Annotated in this window: 22 protein-coding genes; 7 read left to right on the plus strand and 15 right to left on the minus strand. The window is 33.3% G+C overall.

Translation table 11 applies throughout. From position 1 onward, the window contains the following. Positions 1-93 precede the first annotated feature (93 nt). Both BHU68_RS15195 and tgt read left to right on the plus strand, forming a co-directional pair. A complete protein-coding gene (locus tag BHU68_RS15195) occupies positions 94-522 on the plus strand; it encodes a DUF29 domain-containing protein (protein ID WP_102135572.1) in 429 nt (142 codons plus the stop codon). Positions 523-539: 17 nt separating this feature from the next. Next, on the plus strand, positions 540-1,625 hold the full coding sequence (gene tgt / locus BHU68_RS15200) for a tRNA guanosine(34) transglycosylase Tgt (RefSeq protein ID WP_069472133.1): 1,086 nt from the start codon (positions 540-542) through the stop codon (positions 1,623-1,625). Here tgt and BHU68_RS15205 read toward each other — a convergent pair. The 13 genes from BHU68_RS15205 to BHU68_RS15270 all read right to left on the minus strand — a co-directional run bounded on the left by BHU68_RS15205 (position 1,602) and on the right by BHU68_RS15270 (position 17,696). After that, positions 1,602-2,615 (minus strand): hypothetical protein, encoded by a 1,014-nt coding sequence (locus tag BHU68_RS15205; protein ID WP_069472134.1) that lies wholly within the window; start codon positions 2,613-2,615, stop codon positions 1,602-1,604. The genes tgt and BHU68_RS15205 overlap by 24 nt on opposite strands. A 135-nt stretch (positions 2,616-2,750) precedes the next feature. Then, on the minus strand, positions 2,751-3,863 hold the full coding sequence (locus BHU68_RS15210) for a glycosyltransferase family 4 protein (protein WP_069472135.1): 1,113 nt from the start codon (positions 3,861-3,863) through the stop codon (positions 2,751-2,753). Continuing rightward, on the minus strand, positions 3,860-5,746 hold the full coding sequence (asnB, locus tag BHU68_RS15215) for an asparagine synthase (glutamine-hydrolyzing) (RefSeq protein ID WP_069472136.1): 1,887 nt from the start codon (positions 5,744-5,746) through the stop codon (positions 3,860-3,862). The genes BHU68_RS15210 and asnB overlap by 4 nt, the downstream gene beginning before the upstream one ends. Positions 5,747-5,782: 36 nt before the next feature. Beyond that, entirely contained in the window at positions 5,783-7,003 is a 1,221-nt protein-coding gene (locus tag BHU68_RS15220) for a hypothetical protein (RefSeq protein ID WP_141698793.1), read from the minus strand. After that, positions 6,993-8,039 carry a glycosyltransferase family 4 protein gene (locus tag BHU68_RS15225; protein ID WP_069472138.1) on the minus strand — a complete coding sequence of 349 codons (1,047 nt, stop codon included), beginning with the start codon at positions 8,037-8,039 and terminating at the stop codon, positions 6,993-6,995. Before BHU68_RS15225 ends, BHU68_RS15220 begins: the two co-directional genes overlap by 11 nt. An 85-nt stretch (positions 8,040-8,124) precedes the next feature. Further along, positions 8,125-9,300 (minus strand): hypothetical protein, encoded by a 1,176-nt coding sequence (locus BHU68_RS15230; RefSeq protein ID WP_069472139.1) that lies wholly within the window; start codon positions 9,298-9,300, stop codon positions 8,125-8,127. 13 nt (positions 9,301-9,313) lie between these two features. After that, positions 9,314-10,876 (minus strand): MBOAT family O-acyltransferase, encoded by a 1,563-nt coding sequence (locus BHU68_RS15235; RefSeq protein ID WP_069472140.1) that lies wholly within the window; start codon positions 10,874-10,876, stop codon positions 9,314-9,316. A gap of 45 nt (positions 10,877-10,921) precedes the next feature. Beyond that, positions 10,922-12,085 (minus strand): glycosyltransferase, encoded by a 1,164-nt coding sequence (locus BHU68_RS15240; RefSeq protein WP_216092575.1) that lies wholly within the window; start codon positions 12,083-12,085, stop codon positions 10,922-10,924. 2 nt (positions 12,086-12,087) lie between these two features. Beyond that, on the minus strand, positions 12,088-13,233 hold the full coding sequence (locus BHU68_RS15245; RefSeq protein ID WP_069472142.1) for a glycosyltransferase family 4 protein: 1,146 nt from the start codon (positions 13,231-13,233) through the stop codon (positions 12,088-12,090). Beyond that, positions 13,230-14,015, minus strand: a complete 786-nt coding sequence (locus BHU68_RS15250) for a polysaccharide deacetylase family protein (protein WP_069472143.1) — start codon at positions 14,013-14,015, stop codon at positions 13,230-13,232. Before BHU68_RS15250 ends, BHU68_RS15245 begins: the two co-directional genes overlap by 4 nt. Positions 14,016-14,033: 18 nt before the next feature. Further along, on the minus strand, positions 14,034-14,753 hold the full coding sequence (locus BHU68_RS15255) for a hypothetical protein (protein WP_069472144.1): 720 nt from the start codon (positions 14,751-14,753) through the stop codon (positions 14,034-14,036). Between the two features lie 595 nt (positions 14,754-15,348). After that, on the minus strand, positions 15,349-16,758 hold the full coding sequence (locus BHU68_RS15265; protein WP_069472146.1) for a lipopolysaccharide biosynthesis protein: 1,410 nt from the start codon (positions 16,756-16,758) through the stop codon (positions 15,349-15,351). 2 nt (positions 16,759-16,760) lie between these two features. Continuing rightward, positions 16,761-17,696, minus strand: coding sequence for a polysaccharide deacetylase family protein (locus BHU68_RS15270; RefSeq protein ID WP_069472318.1), 936 nt, complete (start codon positions 17,694-17,696; stop codon positions 16,761-16,763). 136 nt (positions 17,697-17,832) lie between these two features. Between BHU68_RS15270 and wecB the strand changes: the two genes are divergently transcribed. The 5 genes from wecB to BHU68_RS15290 are packed head-to-tail and all read left to right on the plus strand — an operon-like array spanning position 17,833 to position 22,866. Further along, the gene (gene wecB, locus BHU68_RS15275) at positions 17,833-18,981 is read left to right on the plus strand and encodes a non-hydrolyzing UDP-N-acetylglucosamine 2-epimerase (RefSeq protein ID WP_069472147.1); all 1,149 of its coding nucleotides are present in this window, start codon (positions 17,833-17,835) and stop codon (positions 18,979-18,981) included. After that, a complete protein-coding gene (wecC, locus tag BHU68_RS15280; RefSeq protein WP_069472148.1) occupies positions 18,971-20,182 on the plus strand; it encodes a UDP-N-acetyl-D-mannosamine dehydrogenase in 1,212 nt (403 codons plus the stop codon). The genes wecB and wecC overlap by 11 nt, the downstream gene beginning before the upstream one ends. Further along, positions 20,172-20,555: a hypothetical protein gene (locus tag BHU68_RS17960; RefSeq protein WP_253180909.1), complete on the plus strand. Its 384-nt coding sequence runs from the start codon at positions 20,172-20,174 to the stop codon at positions 20,553-20,555. The genes wecC and BHU68_RS17960 overlap by 11 nt, the downstream gene beginning before the upstream one ends. After that, positions 20,556-21,671, plus strand: coding sequence for an MBOAT family O-acyltransferase (locus BHU68_RS15285; RefSeq protein ID WP_253180910.1), 1,116 nt, complete (start codon positions 20,556-20,558; stop codon positions 21,669-21,671). 1 nt (position 21,672) lies between these two features. Then, positions 21,673-22,866, plus strand: coding sequence for a hypothetical protein (locus tag BHU68_RS15290; RefSeq protein ID WP_069472149.1), 1,194 nt, complete (start codon positions 21,673-21,675; stop codon positions 22,864-22,866). Here the strand turns inward: BHU68_RS15290 and BHU68_RS15295 are convergent, their stop codons facing one another. After that, the gene (locus BHU68_RS15295; RefSeq protein ID WP_069472150.1) at positions 22,867-23,607 is read right to left on the minus strand and encodes a WecB/TagA/CpsF family glycosyltransferase; all 741 of its coding nucleotides are present in this window, start codon (positions 23,605-23,607) and stop codon (positions 22,867-22,869) included. It lies immediately after the preceding gene. After that, entirely contained in the window at positions 23,604-25,274 is a 1,671-nt protein-coding gene (locus BHU68_RS15300) for an alginate lyase family protein (protein ID WP_069472151.1), read from the minus strand. The genes BHU68_RS15295 and BHU68_RS15300 overlap by 4 nt, the downstream gene beginning before the upstream one ends. Position 25,275 lies beyond the last annotated feature (1 nt).

Raw genomic sequence — 25,275 nt, forward strand, 5'->3', positions numbered from 1 at the left:
AATGTTACGCATTCAAACACCGACTTAAACATCAAGTGGCATAATTTGGTAAAATATGTAAAAAAACGCATTTTTTAGTTAAGAGGTATTTGTATGAATATGACAAATATTAATCAAAAATATTTTTATAGTTGGACGCAACAACAGATTAGTTTGCTTCGTTCCAGAAGATTTAATGAAATAGATTTGGAGACTTTGATAGAGGAAGTGGAAAGTATGGGTAATTCAGAATTACGAGAATTAGAATCTCGATTAACAGTATTACTAATGCATTTGCTAAAATGGCAATATCAAGCTAATCTTCAAACTCGTAGTTGGATTCTAACCATTAAGAAACAGCGGCGCAGAATCGTAAAAAGATTACAACAAAGCCCGAGCTTAAAAAGCAAATTAAATGCAGTTATAGCAGATGCTTATGATCTTGCAAGAGGAGATGCCGCTGATAAAACTGGCTTAGCAGAATCAAGCTTTCCCATACAATGCCCGTGGACATATACAGAAATTGTGGATATGGAATTTTGACCTAAATAATGAAAATAATGTCTAAAAATTTTTTTGAATCTATTACCACCGATGGTAATGCCCGTCGTGCGCGTTTAAACTTTACACGCGGCACTATTGAAACTCCAGCCTTTATGCCAGTAGGCACTTATGGCACCGTTAAAGCCATGACTTCTGAACAAGTACGTGCTACTGGTGCCGATATACTATTAGGTAATACCTTTCACCTGATGTTACGTCCCGGCACAGACATCATTGCCGCTCATGGAGACTTACATGACTTTATGAACTGGCAACGTCCTATTTTAACCGATTCTGGCGGTTTTCAAGTATTTAGCTTAGGCAAAATGCGGACCATTAGTGAACAAGGAGTTACATTTAATTCACCAATAGATGGATCCAAAGTTTTCTTAGGACCAGAAGAATCTATGGCAGTTCAACGCGCTTTAGGTGCTGACATTGTCATGATTTTTGATGAATGTACCCCTTATCCTGCTACAGAACAACAAACTATTGATTCTATGCAACTATCTTTGCGATGGGCAGCGCGTTCTAAAACAGCACATGCTGATAATCCAGCCGCTTTATTTGGCATAGTACAAGGAGGCATGTATGAACACCTACGTCAAGAATCTTTAGCAGGCTTATTAGACATAGGCTTTGATGGCTATGCCATTGGAGGATTATCAGTAGGAGAACCTAAAGATGATATGCAACGTATATTAACCAGCCTAGCTCCACAATTACCAACAAATAAACCTCGCTACCTAATGGGAGTAGGAACACCAGCCGATATTGTAGCAGCAGTACGTGCAGGTATTGATATGTTTGATTGCGTAATGCCCACTCGTAATGCTCGCAATGGACACTTATTTACTAGTGAAGGTGTAGTAAAACTTCGTAATAGCAAATATAAAAGTGACACTACAGCCCTAGATCCAAATTGTAACTGCTATACCTGTCAAAATTACAGCCGTTCCTATTTACATCACTTAGACAAAACCAAAGAAATATTAGGCTGCCATTTAAACACCGTACATAATTTGCATTATTATCAGACACTAATGCAAAATTTAAGACAAGCTATTGCAGAACATAAATTAGACCAATTTATTCATCCATGAAACCAAACAAAAATAAACAAAAAATAAACTTATAAATCCCCAAAACATAATGACTTCAGCAACATCAAAATATAAACCGAAAATACCAACTACAGCCAAACTAACTGCTAATGACAATATAATAAACAGAGTTTTAATACCACTAAAACCTGCATCTAAGAACAAATGATGCAGATGCCCACGATCAGGCTTAAAAGGAGAATGACCCTTAACTAACCTGCGTATAGTCATACTACCAGTATCAAGTAGCGGCAATGCAAAAATCCATAAAGCAGTTGCCGCTGTCATAGCACGTTGTTCTCCTTGAGAGAAACTGATTAAAAACCACACTACAACCACACCTAAAAACATACTACCAGCGTCACCCATAAACACCAAAGCGCGAAGATTAAATCTTAAAAAAGCAACTACAGTAGCAATTAATAACAATAAAACATTCATAGAATGTATTAAATTCGCATTCCATGCAATAAAAGCCAAAGCAGACAAAGTAATTAAAGTTAAACCGCCTGCCAAACCATTAATGCCATCACACATATTAAGAGCATTAATAGCCATAATAACAGCTAACACAGTAAATATTAAAGCTGTAAAATAACCTAACTCAATACCAGAACCTTGTAAACCAATAGCACCAAGATTCTGTAAGATAATATCGCCACCAAAAACCATAAACAGTGCAGCAACGACTTGTGCAAAAAACCGTATAGAAACAGATAAATTATGAATATCATCTAAAATACCAACGATCATTAAAATCGCGGCACTGGCGATCAACGGTTCTAAACCAACCACCTCTTTCAAAGAAAATAATGCCAATATAAAACCAAAAAACATTGCAATACCACCGATAAGAGGTATTTGACCCTTATGAAATTTACGTTCATTAGGAGAATCAACCAAACCAATACGTACTGCTAAAGGTTGTAACTCATATAAAAGAATTGCTGTAATTAAAAAAGCAATGATAAAATTTGTTAAATTAGCCATGAATTATTACCAGATTAATGTAAAAATATAACAATCCTAACTTTATGTTTTAACTCCTTTTTAGTGAGTATATATAATATATAATCACTTGCGTTTTTTAAAGTATATTAAGCAGAAACTATTCCAATACTATTACTACAACAATTCTTTATACACTTCAAAAGTATTTTTCAAAACAATATTTTGAGCAAACTCCTTAACAACCTTTTCTCTACCAGCAGCCCCCATCCGTACTCGTTCTGAAAAATTCTCTTTCATATATTGAATCGCTTTAGCAAGAGCAATATAATCTTTACAAGGAACTAACAAACCATTTACACCATCTACAACAATTTCACGACAACCCGGAACATCAGTAGTAACAATTGGCAAACCACAAGCAGCCGCTTCTAACAAAATACGAGGTACTCCTTCTCTATAACTGGGCAAAACTACTAAATCAATTTGAGTTAATATGGTTTCTATATTTTCTATATGACCAATAAAGTTAATAACTCCTTCAGTTTGCCATGCTATAACCTGTTGTTGGGATACTGAAGCAGGATTACCATCATCAGGTGATCCTGCTAGCCAAAATTCTATAGCATCATGATTACATAGTCTTGCAGCTTCAATATACTCTCCAACTCCTTTTTCCCATAATAAACGAGTAGCTAAAAGAACTTTAAATTTACCATTATGAGTTACAGTAAGCTGTTTAAATTTTTCAGTATCTACACCAGATCCACGAATTAAACGTGTTGTTTCAGGCTTAGATAAACCATTTTGAGTAAAAATTTGATAATCATCATGATTTTGTAAGATTAAACGACTTTTAGAACCATGTAATATGATACGAAGCAGCATACTAACAAATGGACGTAATAAATTAGCTAATGAATTATTACTTGTAAATATATGACCCAAGCCAGTGATTGCATTGATCTGTCGCTGAATACCTGCTAAACGCGCCGCTATTGAACCATAAATAACACATTTAAGAGTAAAATTATGAACTAAATCTGGAGATTCCTTAGCATATAATTTTGTAAGATGAATTAATAATTTAAACTCTGTCCAAAAATTTAAACTACGACGTTCCATATTGACTGGAACCCAACGAAAACCTTTAGCTTTTAAACGGCTACTATAAGAACCAGCAGGTGAAACTAATACAATATCTAAACCTTGATCTTTCAAATAGTTTGCTAAAGGTAATCGAAAGTTATACAGATACCAATCTGTATTGGCAAACAACAAAACTTTCATCTTGTTCTCCCGCTATACCAAGCTTGAAACATCAAAATGCCCCATAATTGATTATGCCAATTCCTTTTACCAGAAACATGCTCAATCCACTTTTTTTGAATAACTGATTCATTAAAAAAGCCTTCAGCTTTTAAACGTTCAGGATTCAATAATTCTTCAGCCCAATCACGTAATGAATCTCGAAGCCATTTATCAATTGGAACGCTAAAACCCATTTTAGGACGTTCAATTAATTGTTTGGGTACATATTTATATAATATTTGCCGCAATAAATATTTACCTTGACCATCTTTCAACTTAAAAGATAAAGGTAATTGCCATGCAAATTCTACCACTCGGTGATCTAGTAACGGTACTCTAGCTTCTAAACCTGTAGCCATAGTAGCTCTATCTACTTTAACTAGTACTTCATCCGGTAAATAAGTCATTAAATCAAGAAACATCATGCGCTCCGTAAAATTAGGAATTTGATCAGCAATCAAATTATTATTCAAATTCTCTTCCTTAACACCTAATACCACAGACTCAACATCATCCCAATGAGAAACTAAATTACGATATACATCATTATCCGTCTTAGATCCTAGTACATTAGCAATTTTATATACCTTATCAGTTGGTAAAGCATGTTTAAATGCAAACAACTTAAAAAACCTATCCCAAGCATGTGGAGGTAAAGACTTAATCATAGCAGCTATTACTTGTCGCAAATAACGCGGGGTTCTATGACTTTTCTTCCAAATTTTATTAGCCCATATATAGCGATTATAACCAGCAAATAACTCATCCCCCCCATCTCCAGATAAAGCAACAGTAACATCTTGTTTTGCCAGTTGCGATACTAAATACATTGGAATTTGGGAAGAAGCCGCGAACGGTTCATCATATATAGTTGATAATTTGGGAATTACTTGCATCGCCTCATTAGCAGTTACATAATATTCAGTATGTTCTGTCTGTAAATGTCGCGCCACTTCTTTAGCATCTTTAGCCTCATTATATCCTTCCTCATTAAAACCGATAGAAAAAGTACGCACAGGATTAGAACTCATACTCTGCATCAAAGCAACTACTGTAGAAGAATCTATACCACCTGAAAGAAATGCTCCTAAAGGAACATCTGATATCATACGTAAACGAATAGAATCTTTTAACAAAAATTCCAATTGTTCCATTGCTTCTTCTGAACTACCATTAAAAGCTATAACATTTTGTGCTGACCAATAAGCTTTAGGTTGAGGATTTATATCATCAGCTCTGATACTGATCAAATGTCCTTGAGGCAATTTATAAATATTGTCATAAATAGAATATGGTGCTGGAACATAGTTATGTGTTAAATACAGTGCTAGTGCATTGCGATTAATAGATTCTTTAAACTTTGGCCAAGCAGCTAATGCTTTTAATTCAGAACCAAATAAAAAAGTTTTTCCAGACCAACCATAATAAAGAGGCTTTATACCAAGTCGATCCCTCACTAAATGCATAGTTTGTGTATGTTTATCCCACAATGCAAAGGCAAACATACCAATAAATTTTTGTAAAGCGGCTTCAAGTCCCCACGTCTCAATAGCCGCTAAAATAACTTCAGTATCTGAATGCCCACGCCATGCAATACCTGCTAATTGAGAACGGATATCTTTAAAATTATAAACTTCACCGTTATAAACAATTACATAACGCCCGGAAGGAGACAACATAGGCTGTCTTCCATCAGGAGACAAATCAAGAATAGATAAACGTCGATGAGCTAACCCCACTCCAGCCTCCAACCAAATGTCTTGATCATCCGGTCCTCTATGCGCTAAAGTTTGGATCATATTCATTAAGTTATCTTTTAAATTACCAGCTTCAACGCTAATAAAACCAGCAAATCCACACATAAAAATCACCTTCAAAGTTCATATATTTTTTTATTTTTAAGTTTTAAATTTTAAAATTACTTTTTTATGCTTTAATAATTTTGAATCCTGAAATTTCTTTTTTATTTCATAACTAGATTTAAAATAAAGATAAAGTAATAATGATAATAATATTGGTAACATTGATAACCTATAACGTACCGCAGTACCTAAATTTCCAGACGATACAAAAGCATATATTGCAGCCCATATTATTATTAATGCTATAGCCCACAAAATTAGTGGTTCTTGCAAATCCTTTATTGAAATTTGTTTAATAGCTATTACCAACAACCACAATACAAATAAATTTTCAAATCCAGCTATCAAACCAAAAGGATTTAAAATTTCTCCCGGTAATGGTCGGAATAAGGCTGTAAACATGCCTATAGGCATAAATGCCAATAACTGAGCTGGCGAATTAAAAGTATTAACAGCTTGTGCAGAACCCCCAGCAGAAAAATTTTTAGATATTTGATTTGTTTGAGCAAGAATATCTTGAGTATTTGCTATTGAAAATCGTTCAGCAAATAAAGTCAATGTAACTACAAAGCTTCCTACTATAAGCGTGATAAATATTAAATTTTTAGTTATACCATTGTTTTTATTAATGACAAATACTATTAAAGGTGCTAATAATATAGGTCCATACCAAAGTCGCATAAATGCACTAAACCATAGTCCGAATGCGCCCCACAATAAATACTGGATTGTTCCAAATTTTCGCCAACCCACTACACCATATGTGTAGAATGATACACCTAACAGAATTAGAGGATCTTTTCCAAGAATTGATGACCAGAACAATATAGTTGGATACAAAGCTAGGGCATAAAAAACACGAATATCATCGCGTTGTAGAAACAGGACCGCTGCCCGATAGAATATATATACTGCAATCATTCCTACCATAGCAAAAGTAACTTTCATAGCATGATAGGAATCAGGTAAAATCATGTTATATACGCTTAGAAAATTAAAAATATTAGTTGTTCCTTCACCAAACTCAAAATTTTCCCAAGCAAAACCGCCCATCGCCGATTCCTGATAATATCTTACTGCATCTAGTTGCCCTTCATAACGACTCTCATAAGCTAACATAACACCAAGAGTAGTAAAAATTTTTACTCCCCAAACATTTAATAATGCACGCTTATCTACAAAGGAAATAGGCCATAAAAGAATACTGGCACCTAAAACTAATGCCCAAAATAATCCAACTAAATAGTCATCCATCATAAAATAACTCTACAATACGCGGTGCAGTTACCTGCAAACAATAATGATCCTCTACTTTTTTTCTACCGCATTTTCCCATGCTAGTACGTAAACTTTTATTATTGTATAATTTTTTTAAAGAACTTACCCAATCCTCTATGCTTGAAGCCAAAAAACCATTTTTACCATGTTCAACAATTTCAGCGTTGACACCAACTGGCGAAGCCACAACTGGTAAACCACAAGCCATATATTGAATTAATTTAAAACCACATTTGCCACGCGCCCAAGCTGTATCTGGTAGCGGCATAATACCAACATCAGCGGATTGAATATCTTTAATTTCACTCACTTCAGACCAAGAGCGGACTTCGATCCAAGATTCATTAAATTCTCTTTTACCAGCACCAATCAATAACAATTTACTATTACAGATTTTAGCTAATGCAGGCAAAATAGCTTCTACATGTTGATATGTACTAGGTGAACCAATCCATACAATCTTAAAAACATCATTTTTTTTGCTTTCTCTTAATGAATATTTAGTAATATCAATTACTGTTGGAATTATTTCCACCTGCTTAGCACCAGCTTGCTGTGCATATTTCGCAATATAATTATTACCGGCAATCACTAGTCGTGCATTACGCATTACAACAGCAATCTTTTTCCTTAATATAGTTCGTACTATCAGATTTGTATGACAATCATATTGATGAAATATAGCATCATCATAGTCAACTATGTAAGGTACTCTCATTAAGTTTAAAAATTGTTCTAAAAACGCAGGTGCAAAGGGAATTACTTCCTTTTCTAAGACTACAAAATCAAATTTATTTGTAGTTACTAATACAGATAATCTACGTATTATATAAATAAATAAATTAATAAAATTATTTTGCTTACAGCTATATAAATTGTTTAAATATTTGTTATCAAATAGCGGCGATACTATACATTCAAATCCTGCTGCTTTTAAATAGGGGATATACTGTAAAAAGCGGTAACGACTACTTGCTCCTTTGCTATCATATCTGGTTAAAAAAAGTATTTTCATTTCATTATTATTTGATCATTAGTTTGATAAGTTCAAACAGAACACCTGAATATATATAGTTAAAGCAATTTAAGTACCGTTTTTTCTAGTGATCAACAGATACACGATAATCTTGCTGTTCAATTCTTATTTTAGCTAGTTGTTGCTCAATATTTTTAGATTCAAGCAATTTTCCAAAATCATTTGCTGTGGTATGTTCGCCAAATATGCGATATAAGACCAAATCTCCGAGTATTTTGTTATAATGGGAAGCTTCCCAATACCATTTCATTTCTGTATTTGTATCTCCTAAAAGCGGAACTTTTTCAGTGGTAAAGCTGTTATAACCACTAAAATCCCAAAGTGGAAATGGTGTTTTACCATATTTATTCGCTTGTTCTGCATTGATTCGTACCATTTCTCGTTTCCATTGTTCAAACTGTGGCCATAAACCTACAGAATATAATGCTTCCCATAGACGAGCGTGAGATGGTGAAATAAGTAGGCGTAAATCAACATCATCACGATAGGCTATCTCAAGAAAACGGCAAAAATATTTAAGAGTGGATTCTCCTGTTTTTGGATGAACAAAACTATATTGTTTTCGTGGTTTATTAAGCCATGTGTTGTTCATATGCTCTTCCTCAGTTAAAAGAAAGAATTGTGTGTGTCCGCCTTGTTTACGGACAGTTCTAATATAATTAGTCCAATGTAGTTGCCCATTAGACAAATAGGAAAATTTTACTTCTGTTTGTTTAAGCAGTGTTTTTATGCTTGACCAAATCGTGTCAATGGAAATAAGAGTAAATAATTTATTCGCGCTATAAAACTTAGGATTCATAGCTAAATTAGATTCATCAAAATCAGCATGATTTGATGCAAATATATTAAACATAAAAAAATCAACACCTAATATAACTTGTTTTTGAGGCTTAATTGTATGAGCATGTTGAAAATACCTTAATACCTCATACATATTGGCACCACTTAGACCAAGATTATAAACAGATTGAGTATTCCATTCAGAATGATTAGGATCTAAACCAAATTCGCTGCGAGAACTCCCTAAAATAATACCATCTGGTTTATGTTTATAAACAGCCCATGCTTTTGCAAGACGCAAATGAGTAAAAAATTCTGGTTTGAGCTGATTTATTTTTTCAATTTCTGGACTGTTAAATATCCCATAAGGATTCATAATCCAATTGAAGCTCGCGCTACTTATAACAAAAATTACTATTAAAATTAGCAATTCTTTTATGTAATTTTTTGAGTTTTTCATTACTGCCACTATCCTAAAAATTAAAATACAAAAATTCACTGATACGAGTTAAATTAAGTATCGCAACTGTCGCAACAATAGCAATACTAAGCGTCCAAATTAGTGAAGGCTGCCATTGTAAGTATTTCCATCCTTTTATCTCTCCACTATAAATAGCTGGTTCATAACGCGATAACAATTGTTGGGTATTTGGCATAAACCAAGCAATAAACCAAACTAATAGGATACTCATAATCCAGAATTTATTAAAATTCATAGCCATTGGCGCAAAAACAATACCTAGTTCTTGTAAATAAACTCCTAATGAGCCTAATTGAGATAGCCATTCAGCATTCAAATAAAAGCCATTGACACCACTCATTCCTTGCAATATATTGATGGCACCGGTAAAACTTTCTGCTCTAAAAAATACCCAAGCTACTACAATAGCCATAAATGTAATCAATAGAGACAAGCTCCGCCCCCACCAACTAGAACGATTCATATCATGTCCCAAAGCGCGACGTAATGCCCGCCAAACATGATTAATTATTAAATAAAAACCATGCAAAGCTCCCCACATAACAAAAGTCCAACCAGCACCATGCCATAATCCTCCAAGTAACATCGTTATCATCAAATTAATATAACGCCGAAACTTGCCTTTGCGATTGCCGCCCAAAGGAATATACAAATAATCTCTAAGAAAACGAGAAAGAGTTATATGCCAATGTCGCCAAAATTCAATGATATTTACTGATTTATAAGGAGAATGAAAGTTAAGTGGTAAACGAACGCCAAACATTCTAGCAATCCCAATCGCCATATCAGAATAGCCAGAAAAATCAAAATACAATTGGAAGGTATAAGCTAAAGCACCAGCCCATGCTTCAAAAAAAGTTAGCATAACACCCTGTTCAGCGGCTGCAAAAACTGGTGTAGCATAAACTGCTACACCATCTGCCAAAACTACTTTTTTAAATAAACCCAGAAAAAATATCGTTAAACCAACAGCCAAATGTTGATGATTTAATTTAAAAATTGTATTTTTAGCAAACTGTGGCAACATTTCACGATGATGAACAATTGGTCCAGCTATTAGTTGCGGAAAGAAGGTAACAAATAGACAATAATGAAGGAAATTATATTCGCTAGTTTCGCCTTTATAGGCATCAACTAGGTAGGCAATTTGTTGAAAGGTAAAAAAAGAAAGGGCTAATGGCAGAATAATCGTGTGTAGATGAAAATTACTGCCGCTTAAATTATTAAGATTGTCAACGAAAAAGTTAGCATATTTGAAATAAGCTAGCAGCAAAAGGTTGACTAAGATACCCAAAAATAGGATGATTTTGGTTAAATTACTAGCGGTAGATTGCGCTTGTAAATTACTCAAAGCAACACCTACCGCATAATTAAATAAAATAGACCCTAAGATCAAACTCAGATAAGCAGGATTCCACCAACCATAGAAAAATAATGATGCAGCTACCAACCAAGCAATAGCTATACGATGATATCCTTTATTACCTATACTAAAAAATACCAGAAGTGTTACAGGTAGAAAAATAAAAATAAAGGCGTAAGAATTAAATAACATTCATGGACCTCAAACAGAATTAAATGAATCATTTAATAGCAATTCTTAGTCCAAAAGCAGTGAATTATAAATTTGATTATACTTCTTAAAGCCTTCATCTAAAGAGAAATATTTAGATGCAACTGTAATACATTGTGTCTGAATTTGAGATTGTTCAATTAATTTAATTAATTTTAATACTGCTTTTTCGAGTTCTTGGGAGGAAAATTCATCTATAACAATACCAACATTTTCTTCATTCAAAATTTTACCCATATCTCCAACCCCTGCATTAACTATGCAAGGAATACCACACCCTAGAAATTCTCCTAATTTAGTAGGTGCTGATGCCAATTTAGAAAACACAGGTTTAATAAAAAAAATACTAGCATCCATTTCAGACATTAATAGTGGCACTTCACTATATTCTGCTGTTCTGAGTTCTACTTGATCTTTTGAAATCGCATGAGCGTTTAAACGTTCTTTAATATATTCATGTTCACCCTTATTGATAATTAAAAAGCGGCTATTTGGACGGATTTGTAATAAAATCTTAAAACACTCGATTACAGGATCAAAAATATACCAATTAGTGGTTGTTCCAACATATCCCAAAGTAAATAACTTGTTATTCTGTTGAGGAATAGGACGAAATAACTCCAGATTAGTACAAGTAGAAATAACTTCAAAACGAGGCAAACTATCCTTCAGATAAGGAAATTGTTTCATAGTAGAAACACCAGCATGAGTGAGTGAAACCACTACATCAGCATTAGTTAAAAACTGCTTTTCAAACCACTTTGAAACTCTATAAATACGCGAATTAGGCTGCCAAGTATCTGTATCTCTTTTCTCATCAGCCCAAAAACCACGCATATCAAATATAAAACGTTTCTTAAAAATTCGTTTCAATGCCAAGGCAAGAACGGAAGGAACATAACTTCTAGCGTGAACAATTTGTATGCGATAACGAATACTTAGATAAGTACATACAAACAAACCCCTGAGCAAATCATAGCTAGTTGCCAAAGCTGTTGGACTTTTATGATAACGTAGAGGGATCCATCTAATACCTTCTAACTTAGATATATTCTTCCAATCTGCTGCTTTTTCATAACTTAATAGTGTAATTTCGTGAGATTCTGCAAGTTTTTTTAAGTATTGTAGAACTTGTGATTGTCCTAAAGGTTCTAATAAACCATCATAGGTGATATAAAGTACACGTGCCATAATTATTTTTGTTGATTAGTAAGAATTTTGTTATAAAAATTAACATAATGATCAGCAATAACATTCGCACTAAAACAAGTTTCGATCCTTTTACGAGCCGCTTGTCCTAATTGTTCTCTTTTATAATCATCCTTCATCAATTGTGCAATTGCATTCGCTAATGAATCTGCATCTTTTGGTGGTACTAATATTCCAGAAACATCATTTTCAATCAAATCTGTTAATCCACCAACGCGAGTAGCAATTACTGGTTTTGCCATAGCCATAGCTTCAGCATGAGCTAATCCAAATCCTTCATATATTGAAGGTAAAACAAAAATATCCGCTGCTTGCACTACGCGCATTAATTCTTGGTGAGGTATAGGCTTATGCACAATTACTTGTTCTAATAATTGTTCTTTAAGTATTTTTTGATAAAGCCAATCTTTCAATGGACCTTCACCAAAAATAAGTACTTTAGGACATAAATTTTTCTGTTTTAGAATCTTAATGGTTTGTAATAAGACAGCATGATCTTTTTCAGGAACCAACCGCCCGGGTACAATAATGACAAATTCATGACTATGAATGTTATAACGCGCTTGTATTTCTTTTTTGTTCAATGTTGCTGAAGGATATAATTCATCAATTGGAAATCCATTATGAATGACATTTACATTTTTTAATTTCAAATGAGCCGCATAATGTTCTGCAACAGCAGTACTCACTCCTATTTGAGCATCTATACAGTTACGAATAAGAAAACTATGCATTTGCTTACGATTTTTTTTCCACAAGGTATTCGCAGGATAGCTTGCATAAGCTAAATTATGAAAAGAAACTACTCTACGCGCTGATGGAAACAATGGATAAGTAAGAGCTGTATAAAATTCTGAAAAAAACAAATGTGCATGTATTATGTCATACTGTTTTTTACGTAATAACTTATTTAGCTTAAAGTTTGCCTCTATAAGAGACCAACGAGAAGGTATATTCAAACGATGTACTTGAATATTTTGTGATTCTAATTTAGATGCTAAAGTATAAGGTGACCATAAAGCAGCAACTTCACAATTCAAACCGCGATCACATAATTTTGGTACCAAATTAATTAGTACTTGTTCAGCACCCCCTATGGGAAGAGATTCGATGATATGAAGAATTTTCATTGTTTTTTAAAGTAATCTAATGCACCTGAAGCTGTAGCATATAAGTGGTAAAGACCATCTACTTCATTCCTATTAAGAATCTGATCTTCCTTGAAGTTAAAACCATGTTTGACTGTAAAGATACGACTAAATGTTTTTTTTATTGGTTCAATTTGTTCTTCTCTATAAAATCCCCAAGGAAAGGCAAAACATTCAACTGGAGTTTCAAGCATTTTTTCAAGAGATTGTTTTGATTGCTCTGCATTCTGTACAGAATCTTTTACAGACAATTTGGAATTGTCATTGTGATATAGGCTATGTGAACCAATATTCATTCCTTGTTTTAGCATATATTTAGCTTGATTAATATTAATAGTTCTAAATTCTTGATGGCTTTCTGGATTTTGAATAAATGAAGGTACATTACTTTCTTCAAGACATTTGGTAATTAGGAAAAAAGATGCTTGAATTCCAAATTCCTGTAAAATTGGCAATACAATTTCATAATTATTAATAAAGCCATCATCAAAAGTAAGTAAGACATTGACTTTTACCTTGGAAATATGATGCCATTTACCTTGCTGAGATAAACTGATAAAATTGTAGTTTTTTTGTAAATATGTTATTTGTTTACGAAATATGTTTTCTGTGATTGCATTACTAAATAATGTTTTTTGTTCTGAACTTACTATATTATGGTAAAGTAATACTTTTATTTTTCCTCTATTTAAATACCTGAATAGTTTGTTTACTAAAAAAAATTCTAAAGTAATAAAAAATATTTGTTTTATAAATTGTTTCATGATTTATTAAATAGTTTTTTAAAACATACATAAATAAAGGTAAAGAGGATAAGAATAATAGTTCGGTTCTTTAACTATCTTTCCACCAAAACCTTTTTTAAATTGATTGATTTTTTCACGTTCCTCATTAATATCATCTACTGCGTAGCCTCCAAAATCATAAACCTTGACACCTATCTTTTTAAAATATAACATGTCTTCAAAATGTAAAAAGCGATTAGCACGTCCGATAATTTGATGCTTTATGGAATCATCACAATTACGAAATAAGGATGCGCTATGAAGTAAACGTACACGTTTTATATCATCATCAAACAAATAGGTATGCATAACAAGAATTTGTTCTTGATATAGTGCTTTTGTGATATAAAGTTTGGGGGTAAATAGTTTTAAATCTGAGTTTGATATTTGTGCCATATTTTTGGAAAGGGCGAATTCATTGTAGAATTTTATAAATTCATCAATATCATTTCCTATCTGAAACTTCACACCTTCTCGTCGCGCACGATTTATTTCATAGCGGGTATTTTTTCTACAATTAGCTAGTAGAGTTTTTTCATCGCTAGTTAGATCAATCTGGATTGTGTAGAAACTATCATAGTGAAAACCTAATACTGGTTTTTGATATAGACTCTGTCTATATTCAAAAAATCCAAATGCTTCTCTTATCCGAGGGCGTGGACAAAACCATTTAATATTAGAGGTAAAAGGACCTTTTTTAATTTTTAATATAAGCATGATTTAAATCCTTGATCATTAATGATGGCATAGTTATCGCCATAAACATCGTGCATTTTTGTCGTAGATGGTTAACTAAGGCTATAAAATGCCTTAAAATTCGCCACAGAGAACGAAACGGATTATAAGACAATCTCAGGTTATGAAAATACCAAGCGGATCGCCGATCTGCATCAAGATTATGACTTGAAAAAATAAAAAATCCTCCATCTTTAAGTACTCTATAGATCTCTGAAAGAATGCGAAGCCTATCTTTATGAGATAGATACATAATCAATGCCATTGTAAGACAAAAATACGATATAAAAATTCCCATCATGGAAACGCCTGAGATCACAAGCATTTCCTTCCATAAATTCAATGTCTGGAAACCGTTGACGACAGCATTCAACCATTTATGGAGAATAATCCATACCTATATAGTTTTGTTCTGGTGTTTGGATATCCTCATCATCCATATACATTTTAACTCTCTTGGCATTTCACCAACTTTTGTGATTAATTGATGTATAGAAGTCTATGGTAGTGTTTTGGTTCATATATAAATCCTCGTATAATTAGTTGTAATTAAATTTAATTGGCATTTATGAGCAGTTTATATCGCAGGTTGTCCCACTGCTTTTCGTGCATAATTCCAAAACAATACTCGATGTTCAAATGCCATTATTCCTAGTATAAGCAAAATAAAAGCACAAGCAGACAATACTGTTTGATTAGCTGTCATAAAAATCAAAAAAGAGAGTGTTATAAATAATCCAAAAAGTATCAATATTGTGAACCTTATTTTCCAAGATACTAAGTCCCTCAATGCCCATATTTCCACGGCAACGAAAATCCAAGAACTCACTAAAAAACCAATAATTAGCAGTTGTGAATCAGCTGAAAATATAGCTATCAATAAAAAAGACAGACTACGTGCAACGGTTGCAATAAGAATTAGTGTTTCTTGATGGCGAGCATACAGCATCGAAATAACTAACAGATGAAAAACTTCAGCAACAACAGTGCCAATAATTACAACAATAACCGGAATACCCTGACGAAAATCTTCGCCAATCATATAAGGAATAAGTGGTGTTGAGAGGGTAATCATAATAAACGCTACTACAGCAATACTGTAGAAAATAATGAAAGGGAAAACCACTTTATCAATTTTTTCCTGTAATATTTCTTCGTTGCCAGATTCTATTGCTATTGTAAATTTTGGTAACAGAGTTGGTGTTATCCATTGTATAGGTTGTAAAAAAAATCCAAATAACACAAACGCGACACTGACAAACCCTGCTTGCTCTAGTCCAGATAAATTGCCCGCAAGCAGGATCACAAAGGGAGGCGAAGAGAAGTAAAGTGCAATAGTCGCTAACAATACAGGACTTGTTGTTTTAAAAAACTCACGCCAACAAAAAGACTTTATCTTAAGGCTGATATGGGTTTTAGCAAAATAAAGCAGCCCTAATATACCGATTAACAACATGGCAACAGCATTGCCGTATAATGCACTTTTGCTCTCTAATTGCCAGTAAAAAAACAGTATTATAATGGCGGCTAAGTAAAATATTTTATCCATCCATAGTGAGTATCCATATCCACGAAAGGATTGAGTTGATTGGAGACCTATTCTGAATAAGTTCAAGAAAAATAAACCTGACAACAGCATCATTAATAAAGGTAGATCAGCATAAATATTGAGGTTTATAATCTTGAAGCTTTCTAAAAGAATGACTATTATTAATCCTAAGACCATTAGGATAAACGATATAACACCAGTTGTAACATAGACATCTCCAAGCTTATTATAATGAAATACTTGTTTTGCCCCTGCTCTTATCATATAAGGTGCCATCCAGACATTGCTAAAGTTATAGATAGAAGTTGCTAATGCTAAAGCGGCTGCAACCATCCCATATCCTTCTGCACCAAGATGACGAGTCAGAATAATAAAAATTATGATAGATAAAATCTGTTGAATTATGGAGCCAGTGGCAATATGCCCGATAGGTTTCATTATCATGTTACCTGTTTATAGTAATCTTTTAGTGTCATTCCAACAAAACATTTTTGTTGTATTAGATTAAATAATTGTTCCATATCTTGATATAATTTTTCAATCTGTGATTCATTTACAAAATTTGGACTACCGCCGGGCATGAATTCTGATGAATGAAGCATAAATTCAATGTATGGACGTTTTTCTACTGCTGCTTGTTTTACAAGTTTTAACATTGCTTTTAGGTTGCGTCTATTAGGGCGTAGCCATGTTCTTTGAGGCAATTTATGTCGTATAAAGCGTCCAATTTTTGGTAGTTCTGATAGTTTGTTAATTAGTTGTGAACGATTGTGATTTATAATCGTCATTGGTAATTCAAGTAATTTATTTTCAATCAAATAAGCACTTTCAGGATATTCAGAAAAATCAGTACCTCCAGCTCCATTTGGATCACCTAAAGTTGTTTTCCATGATACATGAGGTGTAACAGAACAATCTACGCAATATCCTTGTTCGATCAATAGTCGAGCATAAATATCATTAAAACTCCATCTTCCAGCGCGATGACTAATCATTTTGGTTTGAAATTTATCTTCTAATAAATCCGTCATAAATGCGATTTTATCGCGCATTATTGATTCTGGATAATCAATCAAAAATGGATGATATTTAAAGTCATCACTGGTGAGTGGAATCAGAGGTGGAGAATTCCAAGCATGAAGGTGCATACCAATTTCTCCTGTGCCACGATGAAGCACATCTTTGCCAAATTCAACAAATTGCTCAGATTGAGCCATTTCATAGTTGGTTAAATATGTAGGTTTAAAACCATAGCGTTCACAAAGTGATTGAAATCTAGGTAGAAATGCTGCGTTTTTAGTGGTAATTTCGCGTGGCTGTTGCCATAGATTGTCACCTTCTGTATCAATTGTAATAATAAATGCTTGTTTATTCATAAATTTATATGCTGATTTTATAAATGTTTTTCTTACATAAAAAGCATAAATCATACCTTAATTTATAAGAGATTATGTTGGAATATTTTATGCTTTTTTATCAAGTATTATAATTATATAATTGACTAATATTAATATGAAAAAAATTCTATTTATTTTCGGCACTCGCCCGGAAGCTATTAAAATGGCTCCTTTAGTGAAAGCCTTTGAAGCTAATTCAAGTAATTTTGTTACTTCTACTTGTATCACAGCACAACATCGACAAATGTTGGATTCTGTATTGAATATCTTTGATATTCAAGCTGATTTTGATTTGGATATTATGCAGCCTAATCAAACTCTTTGCGATATGACTGCCGCTATGTTCTTAAAACTGAAAAATGTTTTGCAACAATATAAACCAGACAGGGTGTTGGTACATGGCGATACTACAACTACATTCACTGCCTCTCTAGCAGCATTTTATCATCGTATTCCTGTTGGGCATGTAGAAGCAGGTTTGAGAACTTATAATCAGTATTCTCCTTATCCAGAGGAATTAAACCGCCAATTAACTTCTAAAATTGCTAATTATCATTTTGCTCCTACAATCTCTAGTCAGCAAAATTTGTTGCAAGAAAATATTCCTGCCAAACAAATAGTAGTTACTGGTAATACTGTTATTGATGCTTTACAGTGGGTATTGGCACGAATTAAGACAGAACCACTGCGTCGTAAGCAGTTAGAAATACAGATGGCAAACGTATTGAATATAGACTTGGAGAGAAAAAGATTTATTTTAGTCACAGGTCATCGTAGAGAAAATTTTGGTAATGGCTTTGAAAATATTTGCTTTGCTTTGAAACAAATTGCTGAACTGCAACCAAATGTACATATTATTTATCCCATGCACTTAAATCCTAATGTTCGTGAACCAGTACAACGCCTTTTAAACGGAGTCAGCAATATTCATCTAATAGAACCATTGGATTATGAACCTTTTTTATATCTTATGAGTCACGCATATTTGGTCTTAACAGATAGTGGTGGTATTCAAGAAGAGGCACCTAGTCTAGGTAAACCTGTCTTGGTCATGCGTGATACAACTGAACGACCAGAAGCGGTAGAAGCAGGTACAGTTAAATTGGTAGGTACTAAATCTGAAACTATTGTAACAGAGGTATTAAATTTGCTTCAGCAAGATAAATTGTATGCTCGCATGTCAAAAGCACATAATCCTTATGGAGATGGTCATGCTTGCGCCCGTATTGTTAATGCTTTAAAGGAAAATAACTATGAAAGATAAAAAGATTTGTGTTGTTGGATTGGGTTATATCGGTTTACCTACTGCTGCTTTATTAGCTAATACTGGTTATGAAATAATTGGAGTTGATGTTAATTCTACAGCAGTAGATATCATTAATCAGGGTAAGATTCATATAGTTGAACCTGATTTGGCTAATTTTGTAAAATCAGCAGTATGTTCTGGCAAATTAAAAGCTTATACTCAGCCACAAGCGGCTGATATTTTTATGTTATGTGTACCAACACCTTTTTATGTGAATGGTGGTGATATTCCAGAACCTAATTTGGAATATGTTTTAGCGGCTACTGAAGCAATTGTCCCTTATATTAAACCCGGTGATATTGTAATTTTAGAATCTACTTCACCAGTTGGTACTACCGCGCAAATTTATGAAACTTTAAAAAGAGCTGGTGTTGATGTTGAACAAATATTTTTAGCTTATTGCCCTGAACGAGTATTACCGGGCAAAATTATGGTGGAATTGATAGAAAATGATCGAATAGTAGGTGGATTTAATGCTGCTTCAACACAAAAGGTTAAGGAATTTTATCAGACATTTGTGCGCGGTGAAGTTTTGGAAACTGATAGCAATACTGCTGAAATGAGTAAATTGGTAGAAAATAGTTATCGAGATGTAAATATAGCTTTTGCTAATGAATTATCTATATTAAGTGATGTTCACAACATTAATGTGCATGAAGTAATAAAATTAGCTAATCGTCATCCTCGCGTTAATATTTTACAACCAAGTTGTGGTGTTGGTGGACATTGTATTGCTGTTGATCCTTGGTTTCTGGTAGCTAGTGATCCAAAACAAGCTAAATTAATTAAAACAGCTCGTGAAGTAAATGATTATAAAGCTGATTGGGTAATTGAAAAGATTAAATCAACAGCTTTAGCCTTTGAATTAGAACAAAATAAAAAACCTAAAATTGCGTGTATGGGTTTAGCTTTTAAGCCTGATATTGATGATTTAAGAGAATCACCTGCATTATATATTGCTAAATCTTTACAATTAGATATATTAGCAGTAGAACCAAATATAAAACATCATGATAAATTGAAATTATATAATTATAAAGAAGCAATTGAACAAGCTGATATTATTGTATTTTTAGTAAAACATAGAGAATTTTTAGCATTGGAAATTCAGGACAAAATAGTTTTAGATTTTTGTGGAATTTTTAATAATGCTATTTAATTCTTATGAGTTTATATTTTTATTTTTACCTATTAGCTTAATCATATTTTTTAGTATAGGTGGCAAGGGACATCATAGAATCGCCATTGCATGGCTAGTAGGAGCATCTTTGTTTTTTTATGCTTGGTGGAATCCGGCTTATCTTGGGTTAATGTTAATTTCCATTCTGTTTAATTATGCAATCGGCGTTGCTTTAGCTAACAAAACTCATAAACTCACTCTAACTTTTGGTATTGGGGTTAATTTATTTCTATTAGGATATTTTAAATATGCCAATTTCTTTGTCGATAACTTAAATCAACTTACTGGAACTAATTATCATTTAGAAACTATTCTCTTACCTTTAGCTATTTCCTTTTTTACTTTTCAATAAATTACTTATCTAGTCGATGCCTATAAAGGTGAAACTAAGGAATATAAGTTTCTTCATTATTGCCTATTTGTAACATTTTTTCCGCAACTAATAGCTGGACCAATTGTTCATCACCGAGAAATGTTACCTCAATTTGCCAAAAATACAATTTATAAATTGAATCATGAACATTTAGCGGTTGGTCTTACAATCTTCTTTCTAGGATTATTTAAAAAAGTGGTTCTAGCTGATGGAATAGCTATTTATGCAACTCCAGTATTTGCAGCGGCTGAACAAGGTGTTGCGCTTACTTTTTTTGAGGCATGGGGAGGCGCATTAGCTTATACTTTTCAATTGTATTTTGATTTTTCTGGTTATTCTGATATGGCAATAGGGATTGCCAGAATGTTTGGGGTTCGTTTGCCGCTTAATTTTCATTCTCCTTATAAAGCTGTCAATATAATTGAATTCTGGCGACGTTGGCATATTACACTTTCTCGTTTTCTGCGTGATTATTTATACATTCCATTAGGAGGTAGTCGCAAAGGTAAAATGCGACGCTATTTAAATCTTATGATTACTATGTTGTTAGGAGGTTTATGGCATGGTGCTGGATGGACTTTTGTTGTATGGGGAGCCTTACATGGTTTTTATCTGATGATTAATCATGCTTGGCATACAGTACGTAGTGCATTAGGTCATGATCTTAGCCGTTCCAGTTGGTGGGGGCGTGGTTTGTCGCAACTGATTACTTTTATAGCAATTGTTGTTGCTTGGGTATTTTTTCGAGCTGAAAGCTTTGATGCTGCAATTAATATATTATCTGGCATGATAGGCATCAATGGGTTTGCATTACCTGAACATTATTTAGCTTCTTTCAACCATATTGCTGGACTAGGAAATTATTTAGTGGCTCAAGGATGGTTATTTATGCCTATGAACTTCTTTAAAGGCTTTGAAGAAGTAAAAGATTTATTTTTACTACTGATTTTGGTTTGGTACTTTCCAAACACTCAAGAGTTTATGAAATCACAATGGAAACCTTCACCTATTTGGGCAATCAGTATCACAACATTGAGTATTTACACCATACTCAATTTAACTCGTATGTCTGAATTTTTATATTTTCAATTTTAATATGAATAAATCAAAATCTTATTTAAAAATATCTGTGATATTAATGGCTACAGCTATTATAACTATTGTGAGTTTTAATTGGTTTATGAATCCTTATGGATTTTATCATAGTCTTGAGATAAAAGGAATCAATAAATTCAAATCAATATCAGCTGGCAAATTACGCATGGCAAATGCTTGGAATATTTATAAACAAAAACCAAATTGTATTATTTTGGGATCATCTCGTAGTATATATGGCTTAAATTCAAATCATCCAGGATGGGATTGTCAAGAAGTTTATAATCTTGCTCATCATGGTACTAATATGTATGAAACATTACGCTACTTTCAACATGCTCATGCATTAGAAGCTCAAAAGCGAGTTGTATTAGGACTTGATTTTCTTATGTTTAATGCCTTTGATCAAAAAGGCAAACAGGGGTTTGATGAGTCAAGTTTCATTACAACAGCTAATGGAAATATAAATTCCCAGTTTTCTAGTTATAAAAAATTTCTCATGTTAGGTTCTATTGATACACTTAACGACAGCATCCAAATATTATTTAATGAAAATGATTTAGAAGCTAATCAGAATCTTGAAAAGATTCAACTATTAGGTGGACTACGAAAACTATTTCGTAAGGTTGAGAAAAAACATATGAATAAAACATGGTATAAACGTCCCCATAATTATCAATTTTTTGCTCCAGAAACCGGGCAATCAAGTTTTGATAATTTACGTAAATTACTTGATATTGCCTATCGTGATAAGATTGATTTACGTATGCTTATATCTCCATCACATGCTCGTCTTTGGGAAGCTCTGCACGCAGTAGGTTTATGGTCTAAATTTGAACAATGGAAACGAGAAGTAGTAACTATAAATGAACAGCAGGCGAAAAAATATGGCAAACAACCATTTCCATTATGGGATTTTAGTGGTTATAATGCTTATACTACTGAAACTATAACAGATAATATGAAATGGTATTGGGAATCTTCTCATTATAAACAAGAACTTGGAAATATAGTATTGAATAGCGTGTTTGAAGCTAAAATAGCTGAAGATTTTGGAGTGTTAATCAATGCTAAAAATATTGATAAACATTTAGCTGATATTCGTATTAAGCAGCAACAATATCGTAAATCTCATCCTATTGATGCTGCTGAAGTTAAAAAGCTTGCTGAAGAAACAGCAAAGCTACGTAAATAGTTATTGGGTAAGTCTGCATACAAAAATTTTATAAACAAATTTGGGTAATGCGACTTGCCGAAAAAAACGACGTGGTTGTGATATTAAACGGTATAGCCATTCTAATGACAATTGACGAAATATTAACGGCGCACGTCGTATTGTACCGGCTATTACATCAAAGGTTCCACCTACTCCTTGGCAAACTTTAATATTTTTCAATTTCGGAAAATATTGCTCCATCCAAAGTTCTTGTGTGGGGCTACCTAGCGCAATAAATAACACTTCAGCTTCCGAAGTATTAATTTTTTCAATTAAATTAGGCATTTCTTGTTTTGATACATAACCATGATGATGACCAACTATTTGAATACCGGGATATTGCTTTCGTAATACTGCGACTGCTCGTGCATTCACTTCTGCTTTGCCGCCGAACAAAAAGAGTTTATAGCCTTTTTGTGCTGCGCGTTCACATATTGCAGGCATAAGTTCTGCACCGGGTACACGTTTCATTTTGCCTAATCCTAATAAACGCGCTGCCCATACTACACCAACTCCATCAGGAATTACTAGTTTTGCCTGCTTTAGTGATTTCAATAGTAAGGGTTCTTTTTTAGCTTTTATGATTTTTTCAGGATTGATCGCCAGAATTGAGGAGGGCTTATTGGCTTTAAGTATGATGTCTTCTACATAATCTAAAGCTGTTGACATTGTTACACAATCTACGGGTGTGCCTAGTATATTTATTCGTTTTGGTTTCATGTTATCCATTCCTGAAATTTTTCTATATCATCATTAATATTAATTTTTGCTGCCGCTGCATTTAAATTTATACGAGTTATTAAAGTTTGAGGAAGTTGATTGGTAGTTGATGCTCTAATGGTATTAATAGGTTGTTTGTGTCCATAATAATTAGATTGCCAAGTTTTAATGTTTTGAATTGATTGACTGCTTTCAATAGATAAATCAATAGGTAAACGACAATGCCAATTTAATTCAATATTATGGCTACCTTCTCCAGTAATATGATCCCATATTATGAATATACCAATAGGGTAATAGATAATACCGCGCCAATGAATAATATTAGAAATATATTGATAGCCATTATGCTTAGCAAGTAAAAATTTACCATCATTATGGACTAATTGGCATTGAAATGGTTTTGACCACATAAAAGCGGTTTCTTGGCTGGCTTGATCCTGATTATCAATATTGATTGTGTTATGCGCTTTAGTGCTACGAAAATAATGTCGCCAATTACCTGTATAACTATAAGTACCGGGATCAACTAAAATATTTTCACCATCAACTTGTAAGATTATTGATAAAGCATCAGCATGTCCATGTCCATAAGATGGTGACATACCTAATGATCCATGATCAAAAATCAATTTAAAGGTTTTCCCTTGAATAAGAGTATAGCCACTATTATCAAACGTCTTGCAAACAGTATTGGAGCTATTATGATTCCAAGAAATATCTAAATAAGGTGAGAGCGCATAACCATTATCAGTGTCACCAATACTTGGTAATTCTTTTGGAGAGTTGGCAAAACTATTGAGAAATTTTGTTGCACGAATATAAGCTGAATTAATACTTATTGGTACCACTTCATCATAATGTTCTAATAATTTTATGGTTAAACCACATAAATCAGTAATGAATAGTAAATACCAAAAAGATTGTTCTAATCCTCCGCCATCTGGTAAAATTTGTCGCGCTGCTTCTTGTTCTAAAATGCTTAAGCCCTTTTTTTTCCAACGTTTAGCTGCTTTAAATTCAGGAAATAGTACAGCGGCATAAATTAATCCAACACATTCAGCTATGGTATGATTACCAGCAGAAGAATATAGTGACAGTCTTTTTTCAATCAACGTCGCATGAGATTCTACTAATTGTAGCAAAGCATTCCAAGTTTCAGTTGGAGATTCTAATTTGTCTCGCATTTTATCTAAGGCATAACAAACAGATAAAATACGTAAGCCGCATTCCATTACTGAAATGTAATGAATTCCTAATAAAGGAGGATTGTCTTTGACCCAAGATAAAAATTGCTTTTCACAGGATTGATTTTCAATCAAGTGCTGTAAACGCGCTGACTCCCAAGCAACGCGAATATCGCCATAAGGATTTCCATCTCGATAAGGAATTGAGTTAAAGAATTTCCGGGGCCAGCGATCTGTATTAGAACCAGATAGTTCTAATACATCAGCATTAAAATTCCATTTCAGAATAGGAAGGCGAGATTTAGCACTTGAACAAAATGCAAACGATTCAATCGAATAACTATAGCTACGTTTATTGAATAAATAATTCAAATATAATTTTTTTAATGTAAATTGTTCACCTACACGATGTAAAACATCATGAGGCGACATTACACTAAAACGTTTTATATACCAAGCAAGTTTTTTAGGCAAGTTCATT

The sequence above is a fragment of the Candidatus Marithrix sp. Canyon 246 genome, from assembly GCF_001723685.1.
In the GTDB taxonomy this organism is placed as follows: Bacteria; Pseudomonadota; Gammaproteobacteria; order Beggiatoales; family Beggiatoaceae; genus Marithrix.

What these genes read in the sequence shown, in the direction of transcription:
- BHU68_RS15195 (WP_102135572.1), top strand. Translation starts at nt 94, where the DNA reads ATGAATATGACAAATATTAATCAAAAATATTTTTATAGTTGGACGCAA.
- tgt (WP_069472133.1), top strand. Translation starts at nt 540, where the DNA reads ATGTCTAAAAATTTTTTTGAATCTATTACCACCGATGGTAATGCCCGT.
- BHU68_RS15205 (WP_069472134.1), bottom strand. Translation starts at nt 2,615, where the DNA reads ATGGCTAATTTAACAAATTTTATCATTGCTTTTTTAATTACAGCAATT.
- BHU68_RS15210 (WP_069472135.1), bottom strand. Translation starts at nt 3,863, where the DNA reads ATGAAAGTTTTGTTGTTTGCCAATACAGATTGGTATCTGTATAACTTT.
- asnB (WP_069472136.1), bottom strand. Translation starts at nt 5,746, where the DNA reads ATGTGTGGATTTGCTGGTTTTATTAGCGTTGAAGCTGGTAATTTAAAA.
- BHU68_RS15220 (WP_141698793.1), bottom strand. Translation starts at nt 7,003, where the DNA reads ATGATGGATGACTATTTAGTTGGATTATTTTGGGCATTAGTTTTAGGT.
- BHU68_RS15225 (WP_069472138.1), bottom strand. Translation starts at nt 8,039, where the DNA reads ATGAAAATACTTTTTTTAACCAGATATGATAGCAAAGGAGCAAGTAGT.
- BHU68_RS15230 (WP_069472139.1), bottom strand. Translation starts at nt 9,300, where the DNA reads ATGAAAAACTCAAAAAATTACATAAAAGAATTGCTAATTTTAATAGTA.
- BHU68_RS15235 (WP_069472140.1), bottom strand. Translation starts at nt 10,876, where the DNA reads ATGTTATTTAATTCTTACGCCTTTATTTTTATTTTTCTACCTGTAACA.
- BHU68_RS15240 (WP_216092575.1), bottom strand. Translation starts at nt 12,085, where the DNA reads ATGGCACGTGTACTTTATATCACCTATGATGGTTTATTAGAACCTTTA.
- BHU68_RS15245 (WP_069472142.1), bottom strand. Translation starts at nt 13,233, where the DNA reads ATGAAAATTCTTCATATCATCGAATCTCTTCCCATAGGGGGTGCTGAA.
- BHU68_RS15250 (WP_069472143.1), bottom strand. Translation starts at nt 14,015, where the DNA reads ATGAAACAATTTATAAAACAAATATTTTTTATTACTTTAGAATTTTTT.
- BHU68_RS15255 (WP_069472144.1), bottom strand. Translation starts at nt 14,753, where the DNA reads ATGCTTATATTAAAAATTAAAAAAGGTCCTTTTACCTCTAATATTAAA.
- BHU68_RS15265 (WP_069472146.1), bottom strand. Translation starts at nt 16,758, where the DNA reads ATGAAACCTATCGGGCATATTGCCACTGGCTCCATAATTCAACAGATT.
- BHU68_RS15270 (WP_069472318.1), bottom strand. Translation starts at nt 17,696, where the DNA reads ATGAATAAACAAGCATTTATTATTACAATTGATACAGAAGGTGACAAT.
- wecB (WP_069472147.1), top strand. Translation starts at nt 17,833, where the DNA reads ATGAAAAAAATTCTATTTATTTTCGGCACTCGCCCGGAAGCTATTAAA.
- wecC (WP_069472148.1), top strand. Translation starts at nt 18,971, where the DNA reads ATGAAAGATAAAAAGATTTGTGTTGTTGGATTGGGTTATATCGGTTTA.
- BHU68_RS17960 (WP_253180909.1), top strand. Translation starts at nt 20,172, where the DNA reads ATGCTATTTAATTCTTATGAGTTTATATTTTTATTTTTACCTATTAGC.
- BHU68_RS15290 (WP_069472149.1), top strand. Translation starts at nt 21,673, where the DNA reads ATGAATAAATCAAAATCTTATTTAAAAATATCTGTGATATTAATGGCT.
- BHU68_RS15295 (WP_069472150.1), bottom strand. Translation starts at nt 23,607, where the DNA reads ATGAAACCAAAACGAATAAATATACTAGGCACACCCGTAGATTGTGTA.
- BHU68_RS15300 (WP_069472151.1), bottom strand. Translation starts at nt 25,274, where the DNA reads ATGAACTTGCCTAAAAAACTTGCTTGGTATATAAAACGTTTTAGTGTA.